Source organism: Streptomyces sp. NPDC033136 (genome assembly GCF_055578235.1).
Map to the genome: position 1 here is coordinate 1 of NZ_JBVIPD010000001.1, position 25,641 is coordinate 25,641.

The following is a 25,641-nucleotide window of genomic DNA, read 5'->3' on the forward strand; positions in this document are numbered from 1 at the left end:
CTGGCGTTGACTTTTGGCACGCTGTTGAGTTCTCAAGGAACGGTCGCTTCCTTTGTACTCACCCTCTCGGGCTTTCCTCCGGGCGCTTCCCTTCGGTCTTGCTTTTCCGACTCTATCAGATCCTTTTCCGATCCGATTTCCTCGGCGCTTTCCAGGTTTCCGCTTCCGCGTTTCCCTTTCCGGCGGTTCTGACTCTATCAGATCCTTTCGGGCCCGATTCCCTGTCAGCAGGGTTTGTCTTCGCGGCTGTTGGGCCGTTCCGACGTATCCAACCCTAGCGCGTCCTCTCGGCGATTCCAAAATCGAGGTTCTGTCGATCTCAGGCCGTCGAGTCCCCATTCGAATTGAATTCGGGCACGCCGAAATCAACCCCGTTGGGAGCGATCTTGCTAGTGGTTGGGTGCCGCTGGTGCGGCGGAAGTGCTGCCGAAGAACCGTTACGGCTCCGCGGCAACCCGAAGAACTTTACGGATCCGGTAGGGGGGTGTCAAGTAGCGCCTGTCAAGATCTTTTCGCCTCGGCGTCACTCCAGGTCAGTGAGGCGTCCGCCGGCGTCTGGCTGGGCGTGCTCGACCCGGCGCAGCAGGCGGGTGAGCACCTCGCCCAGTGCCGTGCGCTCCTGCGGGGACAGGTCCTGGAGCAGGTCCTCCTCGAAGACCGTTGCCAGGCGCATCGCCTCCAGCCACTTCTCACGCCCCTCGGGTGTCAGCTCCACGATGACTCGTACGCGGTTCGACTCGTCTCTCTCCCGGGTCACCAAAGATTCGGCAACCATGCGGTCGATCCGGTGGGTCATCGCGGCCGGGGTCAGACCGAGTCGCTTGGCCAGGTCGCTGGGGCCCAAGCGGTAGGGGGCGCCGGACAGGACGAGTGCCTTGAGGACCTCCCACTCCGCGTTGCTGATGCCGAGGGCCGCGGTCTGACGGCCGTATGCGACGTTCATGCGGCGGTTCAGGCGGGACAGGGCGGAGACGATCTGCTCCACCTGGGGGTCGAGGTCCTGGAACTCGCGCTGGTACGCGGCGATCTGCTCTTCGAGGGTCGGCTCGCTGGGGCCGGGGGTGTCGCCCATGGGCGCAGTATGGCATGGCCGTTCTTTGCCTTGAAGTCCTTGGGTATGTACTCTTTAGCTTCGAACTTTAGTATCGAAGTCTTCACTCCTAACTTGTGGGAGAGGTGAACGTGACCAGGGCGATGGGCGCAGCGATGCGCCGGATTCACGTGGGCAACGCACTCAGCGCGTTCGGGCTCGGCTTCACGGTCCCGTATCTGTACGTCTACGTGGCGCAGGTGCGAGGGCTGGGGGCCATGACGGCGGGTCTGGTGCTCGCCGTCTTCGCTGTGGCCGCGCTGATCGTGCTGCCGTTCGCCGGGCGGGCCATCGTCCGGCGCGGCCCGCTGCCGGTGCTGCTCACGGCGCTGGTCACCGCCGCCCTGGGCGCGCTGAGTCTGGGGGTCGCGAGCAGCGCGGCGGCCGTGCTGGTGTCGGCCTCCCTGCTGGGGGCGGGGCAGGCCGTGATGCAGCCGGCGCTCGCGACGATGATCGTGGACTGCTCATCGGCGGAGACACGGTCGCGTGCCTTCGCCATGCAGTTCTTCCTGCAGAACCTCGGGCTCGGCGTCGGTGGCCTCATCGGGGGGCATCTCGTCGACACGTCGAGCGCCGCCTCCTTCACCCTGCTCTTCGCGATCGAGGCGGCGATGTTCCTGCTGCTGGTCGTGGTGACGGCGACCGTGCGGATGCCGCACGCGCCGCGGATCGAGGACGCGCCCGTGGTGTCGGGGCGGGGCAGTTGGAAGCAGCTGCTGGGCAACCGGGCCATGGTGCAGCTGTGCGTGCTGGGTTTCGTGCTGTTCTTCGCCTGCTACGGGCAGTTCGAGTCGGGGCTGAGCGCGTACGGGGTCGAGGCCGCCGGGATCTCGACGTCCGCGCTGGGGACGGCGCTGGCCGCCAACACTCTGGTGATCGTCGTCGCCCAGTTCGCGGTGCTGCGGTTCGTGGAGCGGCGCAGGCGGTCGCGGGTGATCGCCGTCGTCGGGCTGATCTGGGCCGTGGCGTGGGCCGTCGCCGGGTACGCGGGGCTCGGGCACGGGAGCCAGGAGATGGCGACGGCCGCGTTCGTGGCGACGTACGCGCTGTTCGGTCTGGGTGAGGCGATGCTGTCACCGACCGTGGCCCCGCTGGTCGCGGATCTCGCGCCGGAGGGCATGGCCGGGCAGTACAACTCCGCGTTCGCGCTGGTCAAGCAACTCGCGCTGGCTGTCGGGCCGGCGGTGGGCGGGCCCCTGGGGGCCTCGCTGCACGCGCCGTACATCGTGGCGTTCCTGGTGTTCTCGCTGGGGATCACCGTCCTCGCCGTGCGGCTGGGGCGGCAGCTGACCGACGTACAGGATCAGCCGTGGCTCGGGAAGAGCCGGGTCGTGGCACGGGGCGGGGCGCCCGTTTCCGCGGACGTGTGAGACACCGGCGCCGTCGGCGGGCGCCCGGGCGGGGCCGACCGGGTCAGGCCAGGTCAGGCCGATCGTGCCTCGCTCACCCGGAGCCGGTGGGCCGAGTGGACCGCGGCGAGCAGCGCGGCGAAGTAGATCGCCGCGGCGAGGACGACGGTCGGGAACACAGCGATCACCAGGCCGGGCAGGGGCCCGGTACGGGCGCGGCCGTCCGTCACATCCCCCCGCGCGGCAGGGCGAACTCGCACCAGACCGCCTTGCCGCCGCCGGGTGTCCGGCGGCAGCCCCAGTTCGAGGCGATCGTGGCGACGATGGCGATGCCGCGGCCCGATTCGTCGCCCGGTTCCGCGCGGCGGCGTCTGGGGAGGTGGTCGTCGCCGTCGGTGACCTCGACGATCAGGCGGCGGTCGGTGCGGCGCAGCCGCAGGCGCATCGGCGGGGTGCCGTGCTGGAGGGAGTTGGCGACCAGTTCGCTGGTGGCCAGGACGCCCAGGTCGTGGAGGTCGGCGGGGAAGCGCCAGCTGGTCAGGACGCCGGAGGCGAAGGCACGCGCGCGTGGGGCCGCTTCCACACCGCCGAGCAGTTCCAGGGCCGCGTTGCGGAAGAGCTCGCTCTCCGGGCCCGAGCGGGCGGGGTGCTGGAGGACCAGTACGGCCACGTCGTCGTCGTGGTCGGGTGTCACGCCGGCCGAGCGGACCAGCCGGTCGCAGACGACCTGGGGCGTGCCGGTGGCGCCGGCCAGGGCGCGTTCCAGGGCGGCGATGCCCTCGTCGAGGTCCGCGTCCCGGCGCTCCACCAGGCCGTCCGTGTAGAGGACGGCCGTGGAACCCGGGCCGAGCGGGATCGAGCCCGAGGTGTGCATCCAGCCGCCGGTGCCGAGCGGGGGGCCGGTGGGTTCGTCGGCGCGCAGGACCGTGCCGCTCTCGTCGCGGACCAGGATGGGGAGGTGGCCCGCCGAGGCGTAGACCAGCTTGCCCTCGTTCGGGTCGTGGACCGCGTACGCGCACGTGGCGATCTGGTTGGCGTCGATCTCGGCTGCCAGGCCGTCGAGGAGCTGGAGGACCTCGTGCGGAGGCAGGTCGAGGCGGGCGTAGGCGCGGACCGCCGTGCGGAGCTGGCCCATGACCGCTGCCGCGCGGACGCCGCGGCCCATGACGTCGCCGATGACCAAGGCCGTGCGGCCGCCGCCCAGAGTGATGACGTCGTACCAGTCGCCGCCGACCGCGGCCTCGGTGCCGCCGGGGTGGTAGGTGGCGGCGACGCGCAGGTCGTCGGGCTCTTCGAGCTCCTGGGGGAGCAGTGAGCGCTGCAGGGTGACCGCGGTCTCCCGCTGGCGGCGTTCGCTGGCGCGCAGGCGTTCGGCGGCTTCGGCGTGGTCGGTGACGTCGGTGGCGAAGACGAGGACGCCGCGGCCTTCACTGCCGCTGTCGCCGTCGCCCTGGGTGACCGGGGTGCAGGTGAAGGTGTAGGAGCGGCCGTCGGGGGCCTTGCGGGACTTGACCGTGCGGGGCTTGCCGCTGCGCTGGACCTGGTCCAGGAGGGGGAACAGGCCGAGGGCGTCCAGTTCGGGGAGGGCCTCGCGGGCTCGTTCGCCGAGGGGGCGTAGGCCGAATGCGGTCGTGTAGGCGTCGTTGACGAAGGCGATGCGGTGGTCGGGGCCGTGGACCAGGGCGACGAGGGACGGGACGCGGTCGAGGACCTCGCGCACCCGCAGGTCGTCGACGGCAGGTACGCGCGGTGTCTCGTCGGTCAGTTGTTCGACACGGGCGGCGGGTACGGAGCCTTCCCCCCGCCGGTCCGGGGAGGCCGTCTGCTCGGTCCGCGCTGCGGCGCGGCGCTGCGTTCCGGGGAGCCGGGCGCTCCAGCGCGTGAAGTTCACGAATCCTTGCCTCGTGTAGTGGTCGGCGGCCGGCACCGGAACCGGCCGGGGCCCCGGGGGGCCCGCACCGGGGCGTGTGGTGGCACGCCCGCGGTGGTGGACCAGTCTGGCAGGGCGCGGACCGGACCGACATCCGTCAGACGCCGGGTCGGCCGGTGGAGTTCCTGGGTCCGGTCAGGACGACCCCTTCGGGTTGTGCGGGGGGTCCTGGGGAGGTTTTCCCCCGGCCGCGAGTTCGAACTCCGCCCGGGGGTGTTCGAGTGACCCCAGGGAGACGATCTCCCGTTTGAACAGGCCGGCCAGGGCCCATTCGGCGAGCACGCGCGCCTTGCGGTTGAAGGTGGGCACGCGGCTGAGGTGGTAGGCGCGGTGCATGAACCAGGCGGGGTAGCCCTTGAGCTTGCGTCCGTAGACGTGGGCGACGCCCTTGTGCAGGCCCAGGGAGGCGACCGAACCGGCGTAGGCATGTGCGTACGTCTGCAGGGGCTCGCCGCGCAGGGTGTGCACGATGTTGTCGGCGAGGACCTTGGACTGGCGGAGGGCGTGCTGGGCGTTGGGGGCGCATGCGCGGTCCGGCTCGTCGGCCGTCACGTCGGGAACGGCGGCGGCGTCTCCGGCGGCCCACGCGTGCGTGGCGCCCTCGACGGCCAGTTCGGCTGTGCACGTGAGGCGTCCGCGGCCGTTGCGGGGCAGGTCGGTGGCGGCGAGCACCGGGTGGGGTTTCACGCCGGCCGTCCACACGACCGTACGGGTGGGGAAGCGGGCACCGTCGCTGAGGACGGCGACGCGGTCGGCGCAGGACTCGAGGCGGGTGTGGAGGCGGACGTCGATGTTGCGGCGGCGCAGTTCGGTGACGGTGTATCGGCCCATCTCCTCGCCGACCTCGGGCAGGATGCGGTCCGAGGCCTCGACGAGGATCCACTTCATGTCCTCGGGCCGGATGTTGTGGTAGTAGCGCGCGGCGTAGCGGGCCATGTCCTCCAGTTCGCCGAGCGCCTCCACTCCGGCGAAGCCGCCGCCGACGAAGACGAAGGTGAGGGCCGCGTCGCGGATCGCGGGGTCGCGGGTGGAGGAGGCGATGTCCATCTGCTCGATGACGTGGTTGCGCAGGCCGATGGCCTCCTCGACGGTCTTGAAGCCGATGCCGTGGTCGGCGAGGCCGGGGACCGGGAGGGTGCGCGAGACGGAGCCGGGGGCGAGGACGAGTTCGTCGTAGGACAGGCGCTGCCCGCCCGTGCCCTCCTCCTCGGTGGCGAGAGTGGTGATGGTGGCGGTGCGTTTCGCGTGGTCGACGGCGGTGGCCTCGCCGATGACGACACGGCACCGGTCGAGGACGCGGCGCAGCGGTACGACGACGTGGCGGGGTGAGATGGCCCCGGCGGCGGCCTCGGGGAGGAACGGCTGGTAGGTCATGTACGGGTCGGGGGTGACGACCGTGATCTCGACCTCGTCCCGGTCCAGTTCCCGTTTCAGTCTGCGCTGCAGGCGCAGGGCCGTGTACATCCCGACGTAGCCGCCGCCGACAACGAGAATGCGCGCACGTTCCTTCACCATCCCATGACGCACCCGTCGCTTGCGTTTGTCCACAGTCTCGACGAATTGTGTGACCGGGGCCGGAGCGCGCGCGGAGTTGGCCGGAATAGCGGGCTGCGGTGGATATGTGCAGGTCAGCTGGGGTGGCGTGGGGGGCGCGCGGGGGCACATTCGGGACGTATGCGGCCCGTACTCCGATCGGTGGGCGCTCCGTGCGGAACCTGCCCCTTCTGAATTGACTCCCTCTCAACTATGTTCGTGTGTCGACGGGGTGGAGGGGGATGCGCTCACCGGGTCCGCGACGGGCGGGCCCACAGACCCGAGCCTGTTCCCTCGTCCCGTCATCGCATGGCGGGGAGTGTCTCCGGGGGGAGACGTCATTACCGGGGGAATACATATGCATGTTCAGGATTCTCATTGGTCGTCCGCATCTGCCCTCGCGGGCGGTGTGACGATGAGCGCGGCGGGCGGCGGACGCGGGGACGGTGCGCGGACCACACCGCTGCGCGTGGACGCACAGCGCAATCTGGAGCACGTGCTGCGTGCGGCACGCGAGGTCTTCGGCGAGCTGGGGTACGGCGCGCCGATGGAGGACGTGGCGCGGCGCGCGCGCGTCGGCGTGGGCACGGTGTACCGGCGGTTCCCGAGCAAGGACGTCCTGGTGCGGCGGATAGCCGAGGAGGAGACTTCCCGGCTGACCGAACAGGCGCGTGCGGCTCTCGGGCAGGAGGACGAGCCGTGGTCGGCGCTGTCGCGCTTCCTGCGCACGTCGGTGGCCTCCGGCGCCGGGCGGCTGCTGCCGCCTCAGGTGCTGCGGGTGTCCGTCGAGGACGGGTCCGGTGGTGCCCGGGTGCCGCAGCAGCGGACCCAGCCGGGTGGGACGGAGCTGCGGCTGGTGCCGGACGCGCCGGTGGCGGTCGCGCCGGCGCCAGCGGTCGGGGCTGAGGACGACGCCGGGACGTCGGCGCTGCTCGAGGTCGTCGGTCAGCTCGTGGAGCGGGCGCGTGCGGCGGGTGAGCTGCGGGCGGACGTGTCCGTCTCGGACGTCCTGCTGGTGATCGCGACGGCCGCGCCCTCGCTGCCCGACGCTGCACAGCAGGCGGCCGCGTCGGCCCGGCTGCTGGACATCCTGCTGGAGGGCCTGCGGTCCCGGCCGGCGTGAGCTCGCGGGGCCCGGGGCGAGCCGAGTTGGCCGGTGGGCCGCGGGCCCGGAGCGATCGAGCCGGGCGGTGGACCTCGGGCCCGGAGCGAAGTAGGGGGCTTCCCTGAGCAAAGAGAGAGCCTTTCCCGAGCGAAGGAGCATTCTCCGAACGAGTGACGGCTAGTACTGACGTGCGGTAAATCCCCACAGATGAGTGATGGTCGGAACTCCGGGGTTCTGGCCAAGGACCGCTGTGGCACTCTGACCCGGTATCTGGACGGATTGGGCGGCGGGCGGGGGCTTTCCGCGATGAGCGTTGACGGGCGGAACGAGTCGAGCGGTGACGGGGACGCCACGACCGGCGGTCCCCTCCCGCCCCAGGTGCCGAGTCAGGGCGGGCGCGGAAGCGTTCCGCCGGGCGGACGTCCCGCCGACGGCTCGGTCCCGGCCCAGCGCGCAGGGCGCGAGGACAGTCTCCTGCCGCCGCCGCGCGAGCTGCCGCCGTCCGACGCCGACCTCGTCGACCGCATGCGCGCGGGCGACGACACGGCGTACGAGGAACTGTTCCGGCGTCACGCGCGGGCCGTGCGCCGGTACGCCCGGACCTGCTGCCGTGACGCCCACACCACGGACGACCTGACCGCCGAGGTCTTCGCCCGCATGCTCCAGGCCGTGCGCGGCGGAGCCGGCCCCGCGTACGCCGTACGCGCGTACCTGCTCACCTCCGTCCGGCGCGTCGCCGCGTCCTGGACGAGGTCGGCGCGGCGGGAGCAGCTCGTCGACGACTTCGCGGTGTTCGCCGCCCAGTCCGCACGCGGCTCCGGCATCTCCGACGACGACCCGCTCGTGCGGGGCGCCGACGTACGGGCGATGCACGAGGCCGAGCAGTCGATGGCCATGCGGGCCTTCCGGTCACTGCCGGAGCGGTGGCAGGCCGTGCTGTGGCACACCGAGGTCGAGGACGAGTCGCCCAGCGAGGTCGCCACGCTCTTCGGCCTGGACGCCAACGGCACCCGCGTGCTCGCCAGCCGGGCCCGTGAGGGCCTGAAGCAGGCCTATCTCCAGGCCCACGTCAGCGCCACGCTCACCGCCGACGAGGAATGCGCGCGCTACGCCGACCACCTCGGCACCTACGCCCGCGGGCGGCTGCGCACACGTGCCGGGCGGGGGCTGCGCAAGCACCTGGAGGAGTGTGCGAAGTGCCGGCTGGCCGCGAGCCAGATCGCGGAAGTGGCCGATGGCATCCCGGCCGTCGTGCCGGTCGCCGTCATTGGCTGGTTCGGTGCCGCCGGGTACGCGAAGGCGGCCGGGCTCATCGCCGGGGGCGCCGGTGCGGGAGCGGCCGGCGCGGCGGGGGCGGCCGCGGCGGGCGGAGGCTCGTCCGCCGGGGCGGGAGCGGCGGCGGGCGGCTCGTCCGGTGGGGCCGGAGGTGGTGGTGCGGCGGCCTCCGAGGGGGTCGGTGCGCCGCTGAAGGCCGGTGTCGCGGCCGGTGTGGTCGCCGTCGGTGTCGCGGCCGCGGTGGTGCTGGCGCTGGCCGGCAACGAGAAGCCGAAGGAGGAGGCGAGGGCGACGCCTTCCTCCCCCGCGCCGTCGTCCGTGGTGCGGCCCGGTGAGCCCACACCCGCCCCTTCGCAGCGGGAACCCGGGCCGCGGCCTCCGGCGATCGTGCCCGTGGGCGCCGCCACGCCCACGCCGGCACCGGCCTCCAGGACCGGCCCGAGTCCCGCACCGTCCGCGACACCGACACCGACACCGACACCCACCCGGCCGCCCGCGTCCCCGCGCCCGACGCCCCCTCCGGCCCCCACACTCACTCCCCCACCCACTCCGCCTCCACCCCCGCCCGCCCCGGCCGTCTACCAGTGGAGCGACCTGTCGTACGACATCACCGGCGACGGCACCGAACCCGAGATGCGGATCGGGTCGAGCAGCTGGGTCTGGAAGCGGTACGGCATGTCGGTCGGCGACCAGCGGTACGCGCACGGCGTCACGGTGCACGGCCGCTCCTCCGTCACCATCGACCTCAACCGCCCCTGCTCCGCGTACGAGGCGCGCGTCGGAGTCGACGACCTGACGCTGAAGCTCGGCAAGGTGTACTTCTCCGTCCACGCCGACGGTGTCCGGCTCTGGCGGTCCGGGCTGGTCGAGGGCGGCGACCCGGCCGTCCCCGTCCGGGTGAACCTCACCGGCCGCAGCACCGTCCAGCTGGTCGTGGAGCCGCGCGGCGCCCTCGACGACCTGGCCCTCGCGGACTGGGCGGAGTCGAAGTTCACCTGCCGCTAGCGGCATACACGCTGCGCGCCTCGCGCAGCTCGCGCGGGACGTCGTCCGGGGTGAGGGGCTGTGCCCGAGGCGTGCTCCTAGGCGCATCGGCCCGCGCCCGGTGCGGCGCGGGCCGCGGGCCGCGGGCCTCCGTCCGCTCCGCTTGGGCGAGCTCCGGCACGTTGTGACCGGGCATTGCCGGGGGCCTCGCCCACAGGTGCTCGGTCTCACTGCCGAGCTGCCCACAGCCGAGGCGCGGCCAAGCGGTACTGCTCCCTACCCCCGCCGCCCGCCGGCTCCGGCCCCCAGCGCCCCCCGCTGCGGCGCGATCCCGGCTGGTACCGCTCGCTGCCGTGCCGGCGTGCCCGTCCAGCACGTGCCGCGGCGGGACAGCAGGCGGCGGAGCCACAGTTCCAGGGAGACCAGGTCCGCGAGACCGTCCAGAGGGAGGGGTTCGCCCGCCGCCGCGCCGCGCAACGCCTTGCGGACCACCCGCGCCTCGACCAGCCCCGCCTCCGCCAGCAGCGGCGTGTCGAACAGCGTGATCAGCGAGTCCGCCGCCACCCGCAAGCCCGTGCGCGCGGCGGCCGCCGCCGTCGCCTGGGTCGGTGCGCCCCACCCGGGCGGCAGCTCCCGTACCCCGGCGCCCTCCAGCACCGTGCGCAGGATCGCCGCCCGGGCCCCCGGCCGTACCCGCAGGGCCTCGGGCAGCGCCCGGGCCGCCCGCACGACCTGGTTGTCGAGGAACGGAGCGTGCAGCCGCTGGAAGCGGACCTCCGCGGCCTGCTCCAGCACCCGCAGGTCCGCCGCGGCCCGCGCCAGCGCCGCACGCGCGCGGAAGTCCCCCGGGCGCTGTCCCGGCCCCACCAACTCCGAGCGGTGCGTGGACGCCTGGAGACGAACCGATACTTCAGCGAGCGCCTCACCGGTCAGCCAGCGCGCGGCCGGCCCGGGTCTGCCCCAGGTCAGCGCGGCGAGCGAGGCGTCGACCGCCCCGCCGGGCGCGTCGAGTCCGTCGTCCGGCCGGTGGTCGAGGAGACGCTCGGCCAGGGACTCCAGCCCCGTCCGGTACGGCGTCCGGGACAACCGCCGCGCCGCCGCGTACACGCGCGCGGGCACCAGTACCGACCCGTCGGCCTTGGCCAACGCGGCGACCGGCCGCACGAGATGACGCCGCTTGCGGTCCATCAGCAGGTCGGCCAGCCGCGCCGGATGGGCGTCCAGGACCTGACGTGCGCCGTACCCCGTGAAGTGGTCCGCGCTGCCGGCCGCCAGCCGGGCCCGGTGCCGCGCCGCCGACACCAGGCACGGCCCGGGTTCGTCCGTCAGCGGACCGTCCAGGTCGGCGTACGGAAGGGTCTCCTCCCCGCCCGCCACGACCACGTGGTGCAGCCGCGGGTTGGCCGCGAGCTCCCCGGCCCGCTCCAGCTCGGCCTCCCGCCCCGCGACGGCGAGGTCGTTGAAGGTCACCGCCAGCAGCCGCTCCCCCGCGCCCGTGCCGTGCCCCAGCACGGTGCCCGGCATGCCGGGCAGGCCCGCGGCCAGCAGCGCCAGCGCCCCGGAGGCCGGCCCCCCGGACAGGTCCGCGCCGATCCCCGGAACGGGCATCCCGCGCGCGGCACGCCGCTCGGCGGGTCCCATGCCGGGCACGGGCCCGGGGTCGATGTCCGCCCCGGGGACGTGCCGCGGCGCGGACAGCCGCGTCCGTACGGATTCCACGAGCGCGTCGCGCACGGCGTCGACCGCGCTGTCGGGATCGGCCGGAGGAGCGGCGACCACGAGCGAGGCGACGGGCTCGTATCCGGCGATCTCCCGCGCCCCGGCGCGCAGGATGAGCGCGTGTCCCGGAGGAATGCGCTTCACGCCGTCGTACGGCGTGGAGTCGTGCAGCGCGGCGGGCACGTCAGGGGCGGCCAGCAGCGCGGCGAGGTGCCCGAAGTCGAGGTTGGCCTCGACGAGGTCGGCCAGCGGCAGCGCGGCCGTCGCGTACGCCGTACCGCCGGCCCACGGGGTGTGGAACACCGGCCGTGCGCCCGCGAGATCGCCGCAGACGGTGATCCTCCTGCCGGCCTGCACAATCGCGGTGTAGCTCCCGGGCCAGGCGGTGAGATGCCGAAGTGCCCCGCCGCGCGCGGCGAACAGCGCGACGCGCAGTTGCTCGTCGGTGGCGCCGCAGATGCCGAGAACGGCGATCCGGGTCCGCTCGTCGGCCCGCACGACCCGCACCTCGTCGGGGCGCCAGTCGCCGACCGCCCAGAGCGGATCGGGGTCGCCCCACAGGAGTTGGGACCCCACCGGGTGCACGGTCTCACCGTCGTGCCCGGTGGCCCCCGCCGCGCCGGCGGCGACGGCTCCCGCGGCGGTGCTGCTCCACCCCACCAACCACCGCATCGCCGCCTCCACAAGCTGTGGACAACCAGTGCACCGTACGAACCGGTTCACCATGCTGCCATGAAGGAAGCGCTCCAGAGGGTGCCCGCGCCGCTCGCGCTCCGCCCAATGCGCCCCGGCGGAGCCGCCCGTGGAGACCGAAACACCACGAACACCCGCACGCCGCACACGAGGACGAGAGAAAGAACGAGCGAAGAAGACGACAGCCGTGACGAGGGGAAGAGAAGGCGAAAGGAAGAGAACGGCCAACAATCAAGGCAGGCCAGCGACATGTCTCCGGTACGACTGCGACGCGAATGCGCCCCCGATGTGCGCCCCAAACACGCCGGAAGCGCCCTCAAGTACCGTGGTCGGAGCCCTGACACCCCACGACCGGCGGGGTCGATTTTCAGCCAAATCGCCGTCACACAGGCAGCGTCGAACACGCTCCGTACAGGCTCCGCACACTGCCACCCGGTCGCGCGGTCCGGGAGACGGAGTCCGCCTCCCGGACCGTTCCGCCGCCCGCGGGGATGAAGGCGGCGGTGTCCCCCAGCCCACTGGATCCAGTACAGCGGGCCGACCCACGCGATGACCATGGAACCGCTCCCGCGATGGCTGGAGAAGAGCGCACGGCCGGGCGCACGGCCACACAGCGGGAGCACACCGCAACTGCCCGTATCTGAACCGCACTTCAGTACGGACCACAATCCCGCCAACCGGAAGAATGCCCCTTAACGCTTGGGATGCGGCGAACTACGCTGGGTTTACGAATGCCGCACGGTTATGCCAGCGCGGCAGCCGTCTGTGTCGAGGGGTGGCTCATGTCCAGGGAGCAACGCGGGCCGAACGAAAAACTCGGCGCCGTTCTCGCCCTCGCGGGAATCAGCAACGCAGGCCTCGCGCGGCGCGTCAACGATCTCGGTGCCCAGCGCGGCCTGACACTTCGCTACGACAAGACGTCGGTGGCGCGCTGGGTGTCGAAGGGAATGGTGCCGCAGGGTGCGGCGCCGCACCTCATCGCCGCCGCCATCGGCCAGAAGCTCGGCCGCCCGGTGCCGCTCCACGAGATCGGCCTGGCGGACGCGGACCCCGCCCCCGAAGTCGGCCTCGCCTTCCCGCGGGACGTCGGCCAGGCGGTGAAGTCCGCGACGGAGCTGTACCGCCTCGACCTCGCCGGCCGCCGTGCCGGGTCCGGCGGCATCTGGCAGTCGCTGGCCGGATCGTTCGCAGTGAGCGCATACGCAACGCCCGCCTCGCGATGGCTGATAACCCCGGCCGACAGTTCGGTCGCGCGTGACGTGGGCCCCGGAGAGGGCTCCGGCGCACCGCTCAAAGTCGGCCACAGCGATGTGCAGAAGCTGCGGGAGGCCGCCGAGGACGCGCGGCGCTGGGACTCCAAGTACGGCGGCGGCGACTGGCGTTCGTCGATGGTCCCCGAGTGCTTGCGGGTGGAGGCGGCTCCGCTCCTGCTCGGCTCCTACTCCGACGAGGTCGGCCGGGCCCTCTTCGGCGCCTCCGCCGAACTCACCCGGCTCGCCGGCTGGATGGCCTTCGACACCGGCCAGCAGGAAGCGGCCCAGCGCTACTACATCCAGGCCCTGCGCCTGGCCCGGGCGGCGGCGGACGTCCCCCTCGGGGGGTACGTCCTGGCCTCCATGTCCCTCCAGGCCACCTACCGCGGCTTCGGCGACGAGGGCGTGGACCTCGCCCAGGCCGCCCTGGAACGCAACCGCGGCCTGGCGACGGCCCGCACGATGAGCTTCTTCCGCCTCGTCGAGGCCCGGGCACACGCGCGTGCGGGTGACGCCCCGGCGGCCGGCGGCGCCCTGAAGGCGGCCGAGAGCTGGCTGGAGCGAGCCCGCCCCGGCGACAACGACCCGAGCTGGCTCGGCTTCTACTCCTACGACCGTTTCGCCGCCGACGCGGCCGAGTGCTACCGCGACCTCAAGGCGCCCCGCCAGGTCCGTCGCTTCACCGAGCAGGCGCTGTCGAAACCGACGGAGGAGTTCGTCCGCTCGCACGGTCTGCGCCTGGTCGTCTCCGCGGTCGCCGAACTGGAGTCGGGGAACCTGGACGCGGCGTGCGAGCAGGGGGTGCGGGCGGTGGAGGTCGCCGGGCGCATCTCGTCGGCCCGGACCACGGAGTACGTGAAGGACCTCCTGCACCGGCTGGAGCCGTACGGCGACGAGCCGCGGGTGGTGGAGCTGCGCGAGCGGGCGCGGCCTCTGCTGATGGCTCCCGCGTGACCGGCCACCGGGTTGCCGTGATCTTGGAGCCGCGGGTCTCGTCGTGGCGGTTCGCGCGGTTCCGCGCGCCCCTGAGGGCGAGCTGCCGTCCCCGCGTTTGAAGGGTCTGTCAGTGGCGCAGTGCACTATCGAGGTGGGAGGTGGTGTTCGTGCGGCCCGCATACGACTGTGACGTGCTGGTGATCGGCGGCGGGATCGTCGGTCTGTCCACGGCGTACGCGATCACCCGCGCCGCGCCCGGGACGCGTGTCACCGTCCTGGAGAAGGAACCGGGCCCGGCCCGGCACCAGACCGGCCGCAACAGCGGCGTCATCCACAGCGGCATCTACTACCGCCCCGGCTCCCTCAAGGCGCGCTACGCGGTGCGGGGCGCGGCGGAGATGGTCAAGTTCTGCGCCGAGTACGGCATCCCGCACGCAGTCACCGGCAAGCTGATCGTCGCGACCGACCGCGCGGAGCTGCCCCGCCTGCACGCCCTCGTGCAGCGCGGCCGGGAAAACGGCATTCCGGTCCGTGAACTGGGCGCGTCCCAGATCGCGGAGTACGAACCGGAGGTGCGCGGCCTCGCCGCGATACACGTCGGCACCACCGGGATCTGCGACTTCGTCGCGGTCGCGCGTCAGCTGGCGCACGGCTCGGGCGCGGAGATCCGCTACGGCACACGAGTGGTCCGTGTCGACCGCCGCCCCGAGCGGGGCGTCGCGGTGCTCACGGCCGCCGGGGACGTCGTGCGCGGGCAGATGCTGGTGAACTGCGCGGGCCTCCACAGCGACGAGATCGCCCGGCTGACCGGGGACGACCCGGACGTGCGGATCGTGCCGTTCCGGGGCGAGTACTACGAGCTGGCCCGGCCGGAGCTGGTGCGGGGGCTGGTGTATCCCGTCCCCGATCCGGCGTTTCCCTTCCTCGGGGTGCACCTCACCCGGGGGATCGACGGAGGTGTCCACATCGGGCCCAACGCGGTGCCGGCGCTGGCCCGGGAGGGGTACGGGTGGGGCACGGTCCGGATGCGCGAGCTGGGGGCGACCCTGGCATGGCCCGGGTCGTGGCGGATCGCCCGCCGGCACTGGCGGTACGGGGCGGGGGAGCTGCGGCGGTCGGTGTCCAAGAGGGCCTTCACGGAAGCGGTGCGCAGACTCCTGCCCGTCGTGTCGGAGGACGACCTGGTGCCGACGGCGGCGGGCGTGCGGGCCCAGGCCGTCCTGCGGGACGGCACGCTGGCCGACGACTTCCTGATCCGCGAGGGCGCGCGTACGGTGCACGTGCTGAACGCGCCGTCCCCCGCGGCCACGGCCTCGTTGCCGATCGGCCGGGAGGTGGCGCGGAGGGCGTTGAGCGCGCTGTGACCGTCCGGTACCGGGCGCCGTAAAATCGGCCTCACTGTGTCTGACTCCGTGAACACCCCCGAGACCTCGCCCCACGACCCCGGTGCCTCTATCCGGCACACCCGGGCCAAGGGAGAGCCGCGCTTCCCCGACGGGCCGCAGGCCGACCCCGCCGGGTCCCACTTCGAGCGGCGGATCCGGAGTTTCCAGCCCCGGCGGAGCAGGGTCACGGCAGGCCAGGCGGACGCCCTGCAGCGCCTGTGGCCGAAGTGGGGCCTCGACATCGACGGCCGCGGCCTCGACCTCCCCGACCTGTTCGGCAACGACAACCCCGTCGTCCTGGAGATCGGCTTCGGCATGGGCGAGGCCACCGCCCAGATGGCCGCCGCCGACCCCGCCACCAACATCCTCGCCGTCGACGTCCACACCCCCGGCCAGGGCAACCTGCTCAACCTCGCCGACCGGGGCGGCCTGTCCAACGTCCGCGTCGGCAACGGCGACGCGATCATCCTCCTCCGCGAGATGCTCGCCCCGGACTCCCTCGACGGTCTCCGCGTCTACTTCCCCGACCCCTGGCCCAAGAAGCGGCACCACAAGCGCCGGCTCATCCAGCCCGACTTCCTGACCCTCGCCGCCACGCGCCTGAGGCCCGGCGCGATCGTCCACTGCGCCACCGACTGGGAGCCGTACGCCGAGCAGATGCTCGACGTGCTCACGGCACACCCCGCCTTCGAGAACACACAGGCGGACGGCGGTTTCGCGCCGCGCCCGGACTTCCGGCCCCTGACCCGTTTCGAGGGCCAGGGACTGGACAAGGGACATGTCGTGAACGACCTCCTCTTCCGTCGCGTACAGCACGTGGACCAGCCCCCCACCGGCGCCTGACCGCACCCGGCACCTCTCCCGCCCGCGGACAGCGCCCCTCCGTCGTTAGGGTCAACGCAGTGGCCACCTGCCCCCCGCACCCTTACCCCAGCGGCCCCGCCGGCGGCGTACCCGTCGGCGGTTCGCTGCGGCACGCACACTGGTGGCAGCGGCCCTGGGTGCGCTACGGCGCGCCGAGCACGCTCCTCGCGATATCCGGCCTCGTCATCCTGGCCCTGGTCCGCGAGGAGACCGGCACGGAGGGGTTCCTGGTCGGGCTGGGTCTGGCCGTCCTCCCGGTCCCGCTGCTGATAGCCGCGTTCCGCTGGCTGGACCGGGTCGAACCGGGCCCCTGGCGGAACCTGCTGTTCTGCTTCGCCTGGGGCGCCTGCGCGGCGGCGCTGATAGCGATCGTCGCCAACAGTTTCGCGACCCGCTGGATAGCGACGGCGACCGCGGACCCGTCCAGCGCGGACACACTCGGCGCGACGGTCATAGCCCCGGTGGTGGAGGAGACGGCCAAGGCGGCGGCCGTCCTGCTGATCTTCCTGTTCCGCCGCCGCGACTTCACCGGCATCATCGACGGAGTCGTCACAGCCGGCGTCACGGCCACCGGCTTCGCGTTCACGGAGAACATCCTCTACCTGGGCACCGCCTTCGGCACCGACCAGCTCACCGGCCACACCGGCATCGCCTCCGTGACGGCGGCGACCTTCTTCGTGCGCATCGTCATGTCGCCGTTCGCGCACCCTCTCTTCACCGTCCTCACGGGCATCGGCTTCGGCGTCTCCGCGCTCTCGGCGGACCGCCGGCACCTCCGCCGCGTCGCCTTCCCGCTCTCCGGACTGCTGCTGGCGATGGGCATGCACGCCATGTGGAACGGCTCGTCGACGTTCGGCGAGTACGGCTTCTTCGCCGTGTACGCGGCGTTCATGGTGCCCATCTTCGGGCTGCTGACGTGGCTGGTGGTCTGGACACGGCAGCGGGAGCTGAGGACCGTACGGGAGGAGCTGCCCGCGTACGCGGTGGCCGGCTGGCTGTCCGCGGCGGAGCCGTACGCGCTCGGCTCGATGCGGGCCCGGCGGATCGCGCGCCGGTACGCCCGCCGGCACGCGGGGAAGGCCGCGGCACGGGAGGTGGCGCGGTACGAGGCGTACGCGACGTCCCTGGCGTTCCTGCGGCACCGGGCCCGCCGCGGCCGAGCCGGGGCCGGCTTCGTGGAACGGGAGCGGGAACTGCTCGGCGAACTGTGGCGACGGCGGGAGGCGGCCCGCCCCGCGCTGGGCCACGCTGCACGCGTCACGGCCCCTCCGGTACCGGTGGCGGCCCCGCCCTGGCCGATGTACGGGGCGTACGAGGTCGGGGTGCACGGGTACGGCCATCAGCCGTACCCCGCGTACAACCCGTACCGGTCGTGAGGAAGCCCGGGCGCTGGCGCCGGGCACGGAACGGCCGCCGGGCCCGTCCGCTCGGCAGGACCCCGTGACCGCCCCCGCACCTGCGAAACCGGCAGCCCTGATGCCGGGGGGGGCGTCATCAGGGCTGCCGGTGCTTCGACTGGCGGTTAGCGGTTAGCGGTTAGGGGTTCAGTCCCTTGTCCCGCAGCCAGGCCATCGGGTCGATGCCGCTGCTGGAACCGGCAGCGTGGACCTCGAGGTGCAGGTGCGCGCCGGTCACGTTGCCCGTGGCGCCGACGCGGCCGATGACGTCACCGGTGCTGACCTTCTGGCCGACGCTGACGCCGATGGACGACTGGTGCGCGTACCAGATCTCCGTGCCGTCATCGAGGGTCAGGACGGTCTTGTAGCCGTACGAGCCGCTCCAGCCCGCCTCCGTGATCGTGCCGCTGTGGACCGCCTTGACCGGGGTACCCGTGGGCGCGGCGAAGTCCAGGCCCGTGTGGTAGCCGGAGGACCAGTAGGCGCCGGCCTGGCCGAAGGTGGAGGTGACGGTGTACGAGGAGGTCGGCAGCGTGTACTGCTTGGCGAGGGCGGCGAGCCGCTCGGCCTCGGCCTTCTTGCGGGCCTCCTCCTCCGCCTTCTTCTTGGCTTCGGCGGCCTTGGCCTTGGCTTCCCTCTCCGCCTTGGCGACGGCTTCCGCCGCTGCCTTCTCGGCGGCGGCCGCGGCGTCCTGCGCGGCCTTGGTCTCGATCTGGTCCTGCTGGTGCTCGACCTGGGCCAGGATCCGGGCGCGCAGCGCCTCGCCGGCGCCGTTGGTGCCGTCGGTGCCCTGCTCGGTCTCGGCGGACACCGTGCCGAGGCTGCTGAGCGGGGTGGCGGAACCTTCGGGGGTGTCGTCGTCCGAGATGAGGGAACCCACCGAGGGAAGGTCCGGAACGGAGATCGACACCGGCGGCTTGCCGGTCTGGGCGCTGGCCATGCCGCCCGCGCCCACGGCGGCTATGACGCCGACGCCCAGGACGGTGGAGCTGCGGGCGAGCCCTCCGCCGCGCTGCTTGGTGACGCGGTGCCGGCCACGGACGGGACGGATGGACTCCGCCGTGGGGTTCCACTCCTGGAACGGGCCCTCATCGGTGCGCTGACCGCCGTAGCCGAAGAACTCGGTGTCGCGCTGGTCCGTCGCGAGCGGGGCCTCGGGGGCAGGCCGGTTGGACGCCACGTAGGCGTACTCCTTTCCTTCCTTCTCGCCTACCGGGTTAGCTGACGGGTTCGGAGCAGGAAGGTCTCCTACGCGCGTATACCGGCCGTGCTTCCACGGCGGCATACGCCCGATTCACCCCAAGTGGTGGTTCCCCGGTTCCCTTTCGGGATTCGGCGCGTGCGCACGGAGCCGCCTTCTGTGACGGCTGGGACGACCGCGCTGCGTTATCGAACGTTAATAGACGCGCGGTGGGTATTCCAGCGATTCCACTTGATCATTAACCTTTTTCGCGCGGACTTACCTGCCACGACCAGTCCAAATCGGGCGAGTTGGCCGCTCCGCAAGTGACTCCAGTGCTTTGACGGTGTGTCAGTTGTGATGCGGAGTGAGGTGCTTCGCTCACCGACAGTAAGGGCGAGTTCCGTACGGGAGGCTGGGGAAGTCCCGGAAAACACCGAGGGCCGGAACCCTTTCGGATTCCGGCCCTCGGCCTTCAGTAGCGGGGACAGGATTTGAACCTGCGACCTCTGGGTTATGAGCCCAGCGAGCTACCGAGCTGCTCCACCCCGCGCCGTTGTGACTCCAGTGTACGCCATCCGCGGGACCGCTCGCGCCACCCGCCCCTCAGCCACCCCTGGGCGCCCGCGCCGCACAGGTCCGCCACACGGTGAAAGCCCGTCGGCGCCGGGCAACGTCAGCGCGCCAGGTGGTCGTTCGGGGCCTTGGCCCGCTCCTCGTACTCCGGGAGGACGAGGACCTCCACTCCCCCGGCCGCCAGGAGGCCGCTGCCGTCGGCCTCGGTCACGAAGGTGTCCGGCTCGCGCCAGGCCGTGACGACCCGGCGGACACCCGCGTCGAGGATCAGCCGGGCACAGGGGGCGGGGCGGGAGGCGCGGCGGGCGCAGGGCTCCAGGCTGCTGTACACCGTCGCGCCCGCGAGCCGCGGGTCGGCCGGGTCGGTCTTGGCCAGGGCCGCCTCCTCGGCATGCACGACCGGGTCGCCGCCCTCTCGGGAGTGACCACGGGCCAGTTCCGTGCCGTCGGCCGCGACCACCACCGCGCCCACGCTGAACGCCGCGCCCGAGGGCGGGCACCGCTCCGCCAGTTCGCAGGCGAGGGCCAGCCAGTGGTGGTCGGCGGCGACCGGGAGGGGGCCGGTACCCGGGGCGGTCGGTTCGTAGCGCATGAGGACGACGTCCTCGATCCGCCTGGTCTCCAGCAGCCGGAGCCGGCCGGCCTGGTAGCCGCCGGGCCCGAAGAGGCGCGGCGCCCCGGGGTCGCCCACGAACAGCGGGGCGAGGACCAGTTGGAGCTCGTCGGCGAGGCCCTGGGTGAGGAGCTGGGTGTGGATCTGGCCGCCGCCCTCGACCATGAGCCGCCGTACGCCCCGGACGTCGTGCAGGTGGGTGAGGAGCCGGCGCCAGTCGAGGCCGGGGCCGAGGGGGACGATGCCGGTGTCGAGACCGAGGGCGCGGGCGCGCTCGGCGCCCCGGTCGGTCGTGTAGAGGACCTTCTCGCCGCCGGTGTGCCAGAACCGGGCGTCCGGGTCGAGGTCGCCGGAGCCGCTGACGGTGACCTTGAGGGGGTACTCCGGCTCGCCGGCGGCCGTGCGGGCGGCGCGCCGCTCGGCGGAGTTGACCAGGAGCCGCGGGTTGTCGGCGCGCAGCGTGCCGGCGCCGACCAGGATCGCGTCGACGGACGCCCGGACCTCGTCGACCCGGTCGAAGTCGGCGGGGCTGGACAGGAGCAGGCGTTCGGGTCCGGTGTCGTCCAGGTAGCCGTCGAGGGAGACGGCGGCGGACAGCAGGACGTACGGGTGGGGCATCGACGCTCCGCGACTGGTCGGGACGGCGGGACTGGACAGGTCTTGGTTCAAGTTTGAAACAAACCTACACTGGCGACATGACGACTCGCTGGCTCACCTCCGAGGAGCAGCGCGCCTGGCGCGCCTACATCGCCGCCTCGCTGCTCCTGGAGGACGCGATCGACCGGCAGCTCCAGCAGGACGCCGGCATGCCGCACCTGTACTACTCCATCCTGTCCGTCCTGTCGGAGTCCCCGGACCGGCGACTGCGCATGACCGATCTCGCCGAGCGGCTGAAGATCACGCGCAGCCGGCTGACGTACGCGGTGACGCGATTGGAGAAGGACGGCATGCTGCGGCGCGAGGCCTGCCGGCACGACAAGCGGGGCAGCATCGCGGCCCTGACCGACGAGGGGTTCGCCGTACTGGATAGGGCGGCGCCCGGGCATGTCGAGACCGTGCGGAGTTTCCTGTTCGACCGGCTCAGCGAGGAGCAGGTGGGGCAGTTGGAGGAGATCTCGGCAGCGATCGCGCGAGGGCTCCAGGAGGACGGGACGCGGCCGGCGTCGGACGACGTGCCGTGGCGGCGGAGGTCCTCGTCGGCCTGTTCGTGACGCGCGCCACAAGGCACCGCGATCTCGTTGCTTCAAATTTAAAGCACGAGTAGGGTTCCGCTCGTGGTTATGCTTCAAATCTGAAGCAACACCGGCTGTGCAGCCGAACAGGAACGGACCCGGAGGCCCCGCATGCCCGACACTCCCGCCGTCATCGCCACCCCGCGCTCCCGCGTCCGGGTCCCCCTGCGCTTCCACGACGGCTACGAGGCCGACGCCGAGCTCGTCACCTTCCACGGCCTGGCCGACGGCCGGGAGCACGTGGCCGTCGTCCTGGGCGAGCCGGGCCCGGTCCCGCTGGTGCGGCTGCACTCCGAGTGCCTGACCGGGGACGTGTTCGGCTCGGCCCGCTGCGACTGCGGTCCGCAGCTGCGCGAGGCCGTCGAGCGCATAGCCGAGCGCGGCGGTGTGCTCCTCTACCTCCGCCAGGAGGGCCGGGGCATCGGCCTCTACAACAAGCTCGACGCCTACGCCCTCCAGGACGAGGGCCTCGACACGTACGAGGCGAACGCGGCCCTGGGACTGCCGGAGGACGCCCGCGACTACACGGCGGCGGCCCAGATGCTCCGGGCCCTGGGCATCGGCGAACTGGACCTGCTCTCCAACAACCCCGACAAGGCAGGTCAGTTGCGTGAGCTGGGCGTCGGCGTCCGCGACCGCGTCCCCACGGGCGTCTTCACCACCGCGCACAACGTCCGCTACCTGCGCGCCAAGGTCCTCCAGACGCGGCACACGCTGCCGCTCGCCGCGCTGACGGAGCTCAGCGCCGGCTGAGCCACCCCTCGGTCCGGCCTGCCGCTGAACGGGACTGCTTGCCCCTCGGCTCTTCGGGTACAGCCTTTGGAAGAGGGCGACCTCCGCAGTACCCGGAGCTTATGGAAAGTGACCGTTTCGTGACCGATCTCGGCGGCCCCGGCGACCACCGGGCGAGAGGACCCGGCGATGGCCCGGAGGCCGTCGCGTCCCAGATCGCCGATGCGGTGGAGAGCCTGACGGCCCTGTGGTCGGTCGCCGCCCAGGACGCGTCCCTGCGCCTGTCCCCGCATCAGCTGCGGGCGCTGCGCACGGTGGCCGCGGCGCCCGGCCTCAACCTCACGGCCCTGGCGGACGGACTGGACATCGGCCTCCCCACGGCCAGCCGCCTCTGCGACCGCCTCGCGGCGGCCGGCCTCCTGGAACGGGCCCCGCACCCCGACACCCGCCGCGAAGTACAGCTCCGGCTCACCCCCCACGGCCACCACGTCCTGAGCGACGTCGCCGACCGCCGCGCCGAGGCCCTGGCGACGGCCCTGGCAGCGATGCGACCGGCGGAACGGGCGGCGCTCAGCAGAGGGCTGCGGGAGTTCATGGCGGTGCGGGACTCGGGTGTGCCCCGCGCCGGCGGCCCCGACGGTCGGTGAGGGGCAGCCGGACCCCGGGGTGAGCGGGCCGCTCGGCGCCGGTACGCCCAGCACCGGCCAGGCCCCGAGCCGTGCGGCCGCCCGCCGCCAACCACGCACCCAAGCAGTACAACCGCCCGCCCCGGTCACGCCTCCCAGCCATGCTGCCGCCCGACCCCGGTCACGCACCCAGACCGTACGGCCGCCCGACGCCGACCACGCACCCCAGCCATGCTGCCGACCGACGCCGACCACGCACCCAGACCGTGCGGCCGTCCGCCGCCCCCGGTCACGCCCCCGAGCCATGCGGCCGTCCGCCGCCGCTCAGCACCGCCACACACGTGTCGTCCCGCACCGGCAGCGCCGCGCTGCCCGAGTCGCGGAGCACCACCGCGGCCGCCACCGCCGGGTCGATGGCGAGGATCACGTCGTCGGGCGTCGTCCAGCGGCTGGGCAGGCCGTCGCTGTGGAGGACCAGGAGACTGTCGTCCCGCCACGGCTCGCGCCCTACGGGCACGTTGGCCGGGGCCTGCGCGCCCACGATGCCGGGCTGGGACAGCAGCGGCTTCCACCTGCCCTCGGTGCGCAGGCGGGCGCCGACGTTGCCGATCCCTGCGAAGTGCAACTGCCCGGAGGAGAGGTCGAGTTGGGCCACGGCGACCGCCGCGCCCCGGGTGGGACGCAGGGCCCGGCCCAGGCGCCGCAGGATCTCGGCGGGCGGCAGGCCGGGCATGCCGCGCAGTTCGGTCACCGCCGCGGTGGAGGCCTCGGCGGCCTTCGCTCCGTGCCCGAGCCCGTCGGCGAGCAGCAGGGTCATGCAGTCGGCCCCGCGTACCCGGCCCCAGGCGTCCCCGGAATGCTCGGCCCGGCCGAGGGGGACGTTGACACCACCGGCGCGCAGCCCCGGCGGGGGCGGCTCCTGGTGGCGGACGGCGGGCTCGTGGTCGATCCGGGCCATCGCGACGGTGCCCCGGCCGGGGGCGCTGTGCAGGTCGAAGTCGTTAGCTATGCGCCGGCAGGTGCCGAGCCCGGCGCCGAGCGAGGCCGCGACGGTCGTGGAATAGCCGTCGCGCATCGCCGCCGCGACGTCCGGGATGCCCGGCCCGTGGTCGAGCGAGACGAGCTGCACGGACGTCCGGCGCGGCTCGTCGCAGGCACGCTCGACGAGGTTGATGAGCACCCGACCGCCCTCCGCGTGCCGCAGCAGGTTGGTCGCCAGTTCCGTCGCCACGAGCGCGGCGGTCGCAGTGCGGTTCGCGGGCAGGCCTGCGCAGGCGCTGGCCTCCTCGGCCGCGACCCTGACGTCCCGCACCCGGGTGGAGTCGTCCACCGGCACGTCCCAGACCCTGCTCATCACGGCACCGGCCGGGCGGGCGGTACGGCGGTGGCCCAGGCGGTGACGGTGACGGTGGTCCCCTCACCGGGCCGGCTGTCCACCTCGAAGTCGTGGACCAGCCGCTTGGCGCCGCTCATGCCGAGGCCGAGCCCGCCGCCGCTGGTGTAGCCGTCGGTCATGGCCTGGTCCAGGTCGCGGATGCCGGGCCCGGCGTCGACGAACGCCAGCCGGAGCCCCTGCGCCTGGGCGGTGCGCAGCGGGGTGATCTCCACATGGCCGCCCCCGCCGTGGACGAGGGTGTTGCGGGCCAGTTCGCTCGCGGCGGTGACCAGTTTGGTCTGCTGCACCAGCCCGAATCCGAGCTCGGCGGCGGCCTGCCGGACCTGCTGGCGCACCCAGGCCAGATCGGCGTCCGAGCCGATCGGCAGGCGGGCCGGGGCGGCGTGGCGGGAAGCCTGCATCAAGGACCCCCCTCACCCACGCGCGGGTCCGCGGCGAGCAGCTCCATCGCGCGTTCGACGTCCAGGGCCGTCCGCAGTCCGGGCAGGGTGAGCCCCAGCTCGACCAGGGTGATCGCCACGGCCGGACGCATCCCGGCCAGCACCGTGCGCGCCGCCAGCAGTTTCGCTCCGGCGGCGATCTCGGCGAGGACCCGCCCCAGGAAGGAGTCGACGATCTCCACACCGGAGATGTCGATCACGACCCCGGTCACCCGGGAGGCCGCGATCCGGGCCGTGACGTCCTGCTGGAGCTGCTCGGCCATCCCGTCGTGCAGCTCCCCCTGGAGGGTGACCAGCAGCACGTCGCCCAACTGCAGGACCGGCACCGCGAAGCCGTGTCCGGCCAGGGCCGCGACGGGCGGGGTCCCGTTCCCCGCGGAGCCGGTCACCGCGCGCCCGCGTCCGCCGCCGGTTCGGCCGTGCGCAGCGGCGCGATCTCGACGCCCTGCCGGCTGAGCGCGTAGGCCAGCGCGTCGGCCAGGCTCGAGCGCGTGAGCACCGTGCCCAGGTCGATGCCCAGGTGGACGATGGTCTGCGCGATCGCGGGCCGGATGCCGGAGACGATGCACTCGGCGCCCATCAGCCGGGCCGCGGCCACCGTCTTCATCAGGTGCTGCGCGACCAGCGAGTCGACCGTGGGCACGCCGGTGATGTCGAGGATGGCGTACCGGGCGCGCTCGGCGACGATCGCGTCCAGCAGGCTCTCCATGACCACCTGGCTGCGGGCGCTGTCCAGGGTGCCGATCAGCGGCACGGCGACCGTGCTGTCCCAGAGCTTGATCACCGGGGTGGCCACCTCGTGCAGCTGCTCGCGCTGCCGGGCGATCACCTCCTCGCCCGCGCTGACCGTCGTCTCCAGCACGACCAGGCGCAGCGTGCCCATGAGCACGGTCAGCGCCACCAGGCACTCCTGCGCCTCGGGGGCGTACGGCTCCGGGTACTCGGCGCGCAGCACCTCGGTCACCGGCTCGCGCAGGGCTGCCACCTCGGCGGCGATCCCGTCCGGGTCAAGGCCCGTGCGGGCACGGGAGGCGGCCATCCGCCCCAACTGGTCGCGCACCGCCTCGAATCCGGGCGCCCGGATGTCGTCCAGCCGCCCGGAGGCGGCCACCGCCGCCAGTGCCGCGGTCACGGCCCTGCCCGCCTCCACCGCCTCGTCCCGTGACACGGTGAAGACCGTGCGGAACAGCGCGGCGTCCGCCCAGCGTTGGGCGATCTGCTCCCGGCGCCGCTCGAGGAAGGCGCTCACCTGGTGCGCGACCGGCTCCTGTTCAGCGTTCTCTTCCGACACCGACACTTGCATCGCTCCCTTGCACGGGCCGGACCGAGGTCG

General features: G+C 73.0%; 21 protein-coding genes, 1 tRNA gene and 1 riboswitch. Of the genes, 10 read left to right on the forward strand and 12 right to left on the reverse strand.

Translation table 11 applies throughout. From position 1 onward, the window contains the following. Nucleotides 1-523: 523 nt before the first annotated feature. Nucleotides 524-1,072, reverse strand: a complete 549-nt coding sequence (locus ACZ5TL_RS00005; protein ID WP_468586020.1) for a MarR family winged helix-turn-helix transcriptional regulator — start codon at nt 1,070-1,072, stop codon at nt 524-526. A 122-nt stretch (nt 1,073-1,194) separates the two neighbouring features. Between ACZ5TL_RS00005 and ACZ5TL_RS00010 the strand changes: the two genes are divergently transcribed. Further along, nucleotides 1,195-2,460: an MFS transporter gene (locus ACZ5TL_RS00010; protein WP_468587036.1), complete on the forward strand. Its 1,266-nt coding sequence runs from the start codon at nt 1,195-1,197 to the stop codon at nt 2,458-2,460. Nucleotides 2,461-2,513: 53 nt separating this feature from the next. On the opposite strand, the gene ACZ5TL_RS00015 is transcribed toward ACZ5TL_RS00010, so the two are convergent. The 3 genes from ACZ5TL_RS00015 to ACZ5TL_RS00025 form a co-directional block, all read right to left on the reverse strand. Then, nucleotides 2,514-2,669, reverse strand: a complete 156-nt coding sequence (locus ACZ5TL_RS00015) for a hypothetical protein (RefSeq protein ID WP_468586022.1) — start codon at nt 2,667-2,669, stop codon at nt 2,514-2,516. Then, on the reverse strand, nt 2,666-4,330 hold the full coding sequence (locus tag ACZ5TL_RS00020) for an ATP-binding SpoIIE family protein phosphatase (RefSeq protein WP_468586024.1): 1,665 nt from the start codon (nt 4,328-4,330) through the stop codon (nt 2,666-2,668). The genes ACZ5TL_RS00015 and ACZ5TL_RS00020 overlap by 4 nt, the downstream gene beginning before the upstream one ends. 174 nt (nt 4,331-4,504) lie before the next feature. Beyond that, nucleotides 4,505-5,884: an NAD(P)/FAD-dependent oxidoreductase gene (locus tag ACZ5TL_RS00025; protein ID WP_468586026.1), complete on the reverse strand. Its 1,380-nt coding sequence runs from the start codon at nt 5,882-5,884 to the stop codon at nt 4,505-4,507. A gap of 376 nt (nt 5,885-6,260) precedes the next feature. Between ACZ5TL_RS00025 and ACZ5TL_RS00030 the strand changes: the two genes are divergently transcribed. Continuing rightward, the gene (locus ACZ5TL_RS00030; protein WP_468586028.1) at nt 6,261-7,025 is read left to right on the forward strand and encodes a TetR/AcrR family transcriptional regulator; all 765 of its coding nucleotides are present in this window, start codon (nt 6,261-6,263) and stop codon (nt 7,023-7,025) included. Between the two features lie 288 nt (nt 7,026-7,313). After that, complete coding sequence (locus ACZ5TL_RS00035) at nt 7,314-9,287, forward strand: sigma-70 family RNA polymerase sigma factor (protein WP_468586030.1); 1,974 nt, start codon at nt 7,314-7,316, stop codon at nt 9,285-9,287. A 255-nt stretch (nt 9,288-9,542) separates the two neighbouring features. On the opposite strand, the gene ACZ5TL_RS00040 is transcribed toward ACZ5TL_RS00035, so the two are convergent. Continuing rightward, complete coding sequence (locus tag ACZ5TL_RS00040) at nt 9,543-11,657, reverse strand: asparagine synthase-related protein (protein WP_468586032.1); 2,115 nt, start codon at nt 11,655-11,657, stop codon at nt 9,543-9,545. Nucleotides 11,658-12,460: 803 nt separating this feature from the next. Here ACZ5TL_RS00040 and ACZ5TL_RS00045 point away from each other — a divergent pair. The 4 genes from ACZ5TL_RS00045 to ACZ5TL_RS00060 all read left to right on the forward strand — a co-directional run bounded on the left by ACZ5TL_RS00045 (nt 12,461) and on the right by ACZ5TL_RS00060 (nt 17,492). Beyond that, a complete protein-coding gene (locus ACZ5TL_RS00045; protein ID WP_468586034.1) occupies nt 12,461-13,885 on the forward strand; it encodes an MFS transporter in 1,425 nt (474 codons plus the stop codon). A gap of 140 nt (nt 13,886-14,025) precedes the next feature. Then, nucleotides 14,026-15,231, forward strand: a complete 1,206-nt coding sequence (gene lhgO, locus ACZ5TL_RS00050; protein WP_468586036.1) for an L-2-hydroxyglutarate oxidase — start codon at nt 14,026-14,028, stop codon at nt 15,229-15,231. A gap of 36 nt (nt 15,232-15,267) precedes the next feature. Continuing rightward, nucleotides 15,268-16,095 carry a tRNA (guanosine(46)-N7)-methyltransferase TrmB gene (trmB, locus tag ACZ5TL_RS00055; protein ID WP_468586038.1) on the forward strand — a complete coding sequence of 276 codons (828 nt, stop codon included), beginning with the start codon at nt 15,268-15,270 and terminating at the stop codon, nt 16,093-16,095. Nucleotides 16,096-16,154: 59 nt separating this feature from the next. Then, entirely contained in the window at nt 16,155-17,492 is a 1,338-nt protein-coding gene (locus ACZ5TL_RS00060) for a PrsW family intramembrane metalloprotease (protein WP_468586040.1), read from the forward strand. A 160-nt stretch (nt 17,493-17,652) separates the two neighbouring features. On the opposite strand, the gene ACZ5TL_RS00065 is transcribed toward ACZ5TL_RS00060, so the two are convergent. The 3 genes from ACZ5TL_RS00065 to ACZ5TL_RS00075 form a co-directional block, all read right to left on the reverse strand. Further along, nucleotides 17,653-18,693 carry a M23 family metallopeptidase gene (locus tag ACZ5TL_RS00065; RefSeq protein WP_468586042.1) on the reverse strand — a complete coding sequence of 347 codons (1,041 nt, stop codon included), beginning with the start codon at nt 18,691-18,693 and terminating at the stop codon, nt 17,653-17,655. Nucleotides 18,694-18,704: 11 nt separating this feature from the next. Beyond that, nucleotides 18,705-18,861, reverse strand: a riboswitch (cyclic di-AMP (ydaO/yuaA leader). A gap of 311 nt (nt 18,862-19,172) precedes the next feature. Beyond that, nucleotides 19,173-19,246, reverse strand: a tRNA-Met gene (locus ACZ5TL_RS00070). Between the two features lie 123 nt (nt 19,247-19,369). After that, nucleotides 19,370-20,500 carry a dihydrofolate reductase family protein gene (locus ACZ5TL_RS00075; protein WP_468586044.1) on the reverse strand — a complete coding sequence of 377 codons (1,131 nt, stop codon included), beginning with the start codon at nt 20,498-20,500 and terminating at the stop codon, nt 19,370-19,372. A 77-nt stretch (nt 20,501-20,577) separates the two neighbouring features. On the opposite strand from ACZ5TL_RS00075, the gene ACZ5TL_RS00080 reads away from it, so the two are divergent. From ACZ5TL_RS00080 to ACZ5TL_RS00090, 3 genes are all read left to right on the forward strand, one after another. Beyond that, the gene (locus tag ACZ5TL_RS00080) at nt 20,578-21,093 is read left to right on the forward strand and encodes a MarR family winged helix-turn-helix transcriptional regulator (RefSeq protein WP_468586046.1); all 516 of its coding nucleotides are present in this window, start codon (nt 20,578-20,580) and stop codon (nt 21,091-21,093) included. Nucleotides 21,094-21,225: 132 nt separating this feature from the next. After that, the gene (locus tag ACZ5TL_RS00085) at nt 21,226-21,867 is read left to right on the forward strand and encodes a GTP cyclohydrolase II (protein ID WP_468586048.1); all 642 of its coding nucleotides are present in this window, start codon (nt 21,226-21,228) and stop codon (nt 21,865-21,867) included. A 101-nt stretch (nt 21,868-21,968) separates the two neighbouring features. Further along, nucleotides 21,969-22,493, forward strand: a complete 525-nt coding sequence (locus tag ACZ5TL_RS00090) for a MarR family winged helix-turn-helix transcriptional regulator (RefSeq protein ID WP_468586050.1) — start codon at nt 21,969-21,971, stop codon at nt 22,491-22,493. Nucleotides 22,494-22,761: 268 nt separating this feature from the next. Here the strand turns inward: ACZ5TL_RS00090 and ACZ5TL_RS00095 are convergent, their stop codons facing one another. From ACZ5TL_RS00095 to ACZ5TL_RS00110, 4 genes are read right to left on the reverse strand one after another with little or no spacing between them, the layout of a single operon-like run. Continuing rightward, entirely contained in the window at nt 22,762-23,826 is a 1,065-nt protein-coding gene (locus ACZ5TL_RS00095; RefSeq protein ID WP_468586052.1) for a SpoIIE family protein phosphatase, read from the reverse strand. Continuing rightward, complete coding sequence (locus tag ACZ5TL_RS00100; protein WP_468586054.1) at nt 23,826-24,269, reverse strand: anti-sigma regulatory factor; 444 nt, start codon at nt 24,267-24,269, stop codon at nt 23,826-23,828. Before ACZ5TL_RS00100 ends, ACZ5TL_RS00095 begins: the two co-directional genes overlap by 1 nt. Next, on the reverse strand, nt 24,269-24,655 hold the full coding sequence (locus tag ACZ5TL_RS00105; protein ID WP_468587038.1) for an STAS domain-containing protein: 387 nt from the start codon (nt 24,653-24,655) through the stop codon (nt 24,269-24,271). The genes ACZ5TL_RS00100 and ACZ5TL_RS00105 overlap by 1 nt, the downstream gene beginning before the upstream one ends. Nucleotides 24,656-24,693: 38 nt before the next feature. After that, the gene (locus tag ACZ5TL_RS00110) at nt 24,694-25,611 is read right to left on the reverse strand and encodes an STAS domain-containing protein (protein WP_468586056.1); all 918 of its coding nucleotides are present in this window, start codon (nt 25,609-25,611) and stop codon (nt 24,694-24,696) included. Nucleotides 25,612-25,641: the final 30 nt, after the last annotated feature.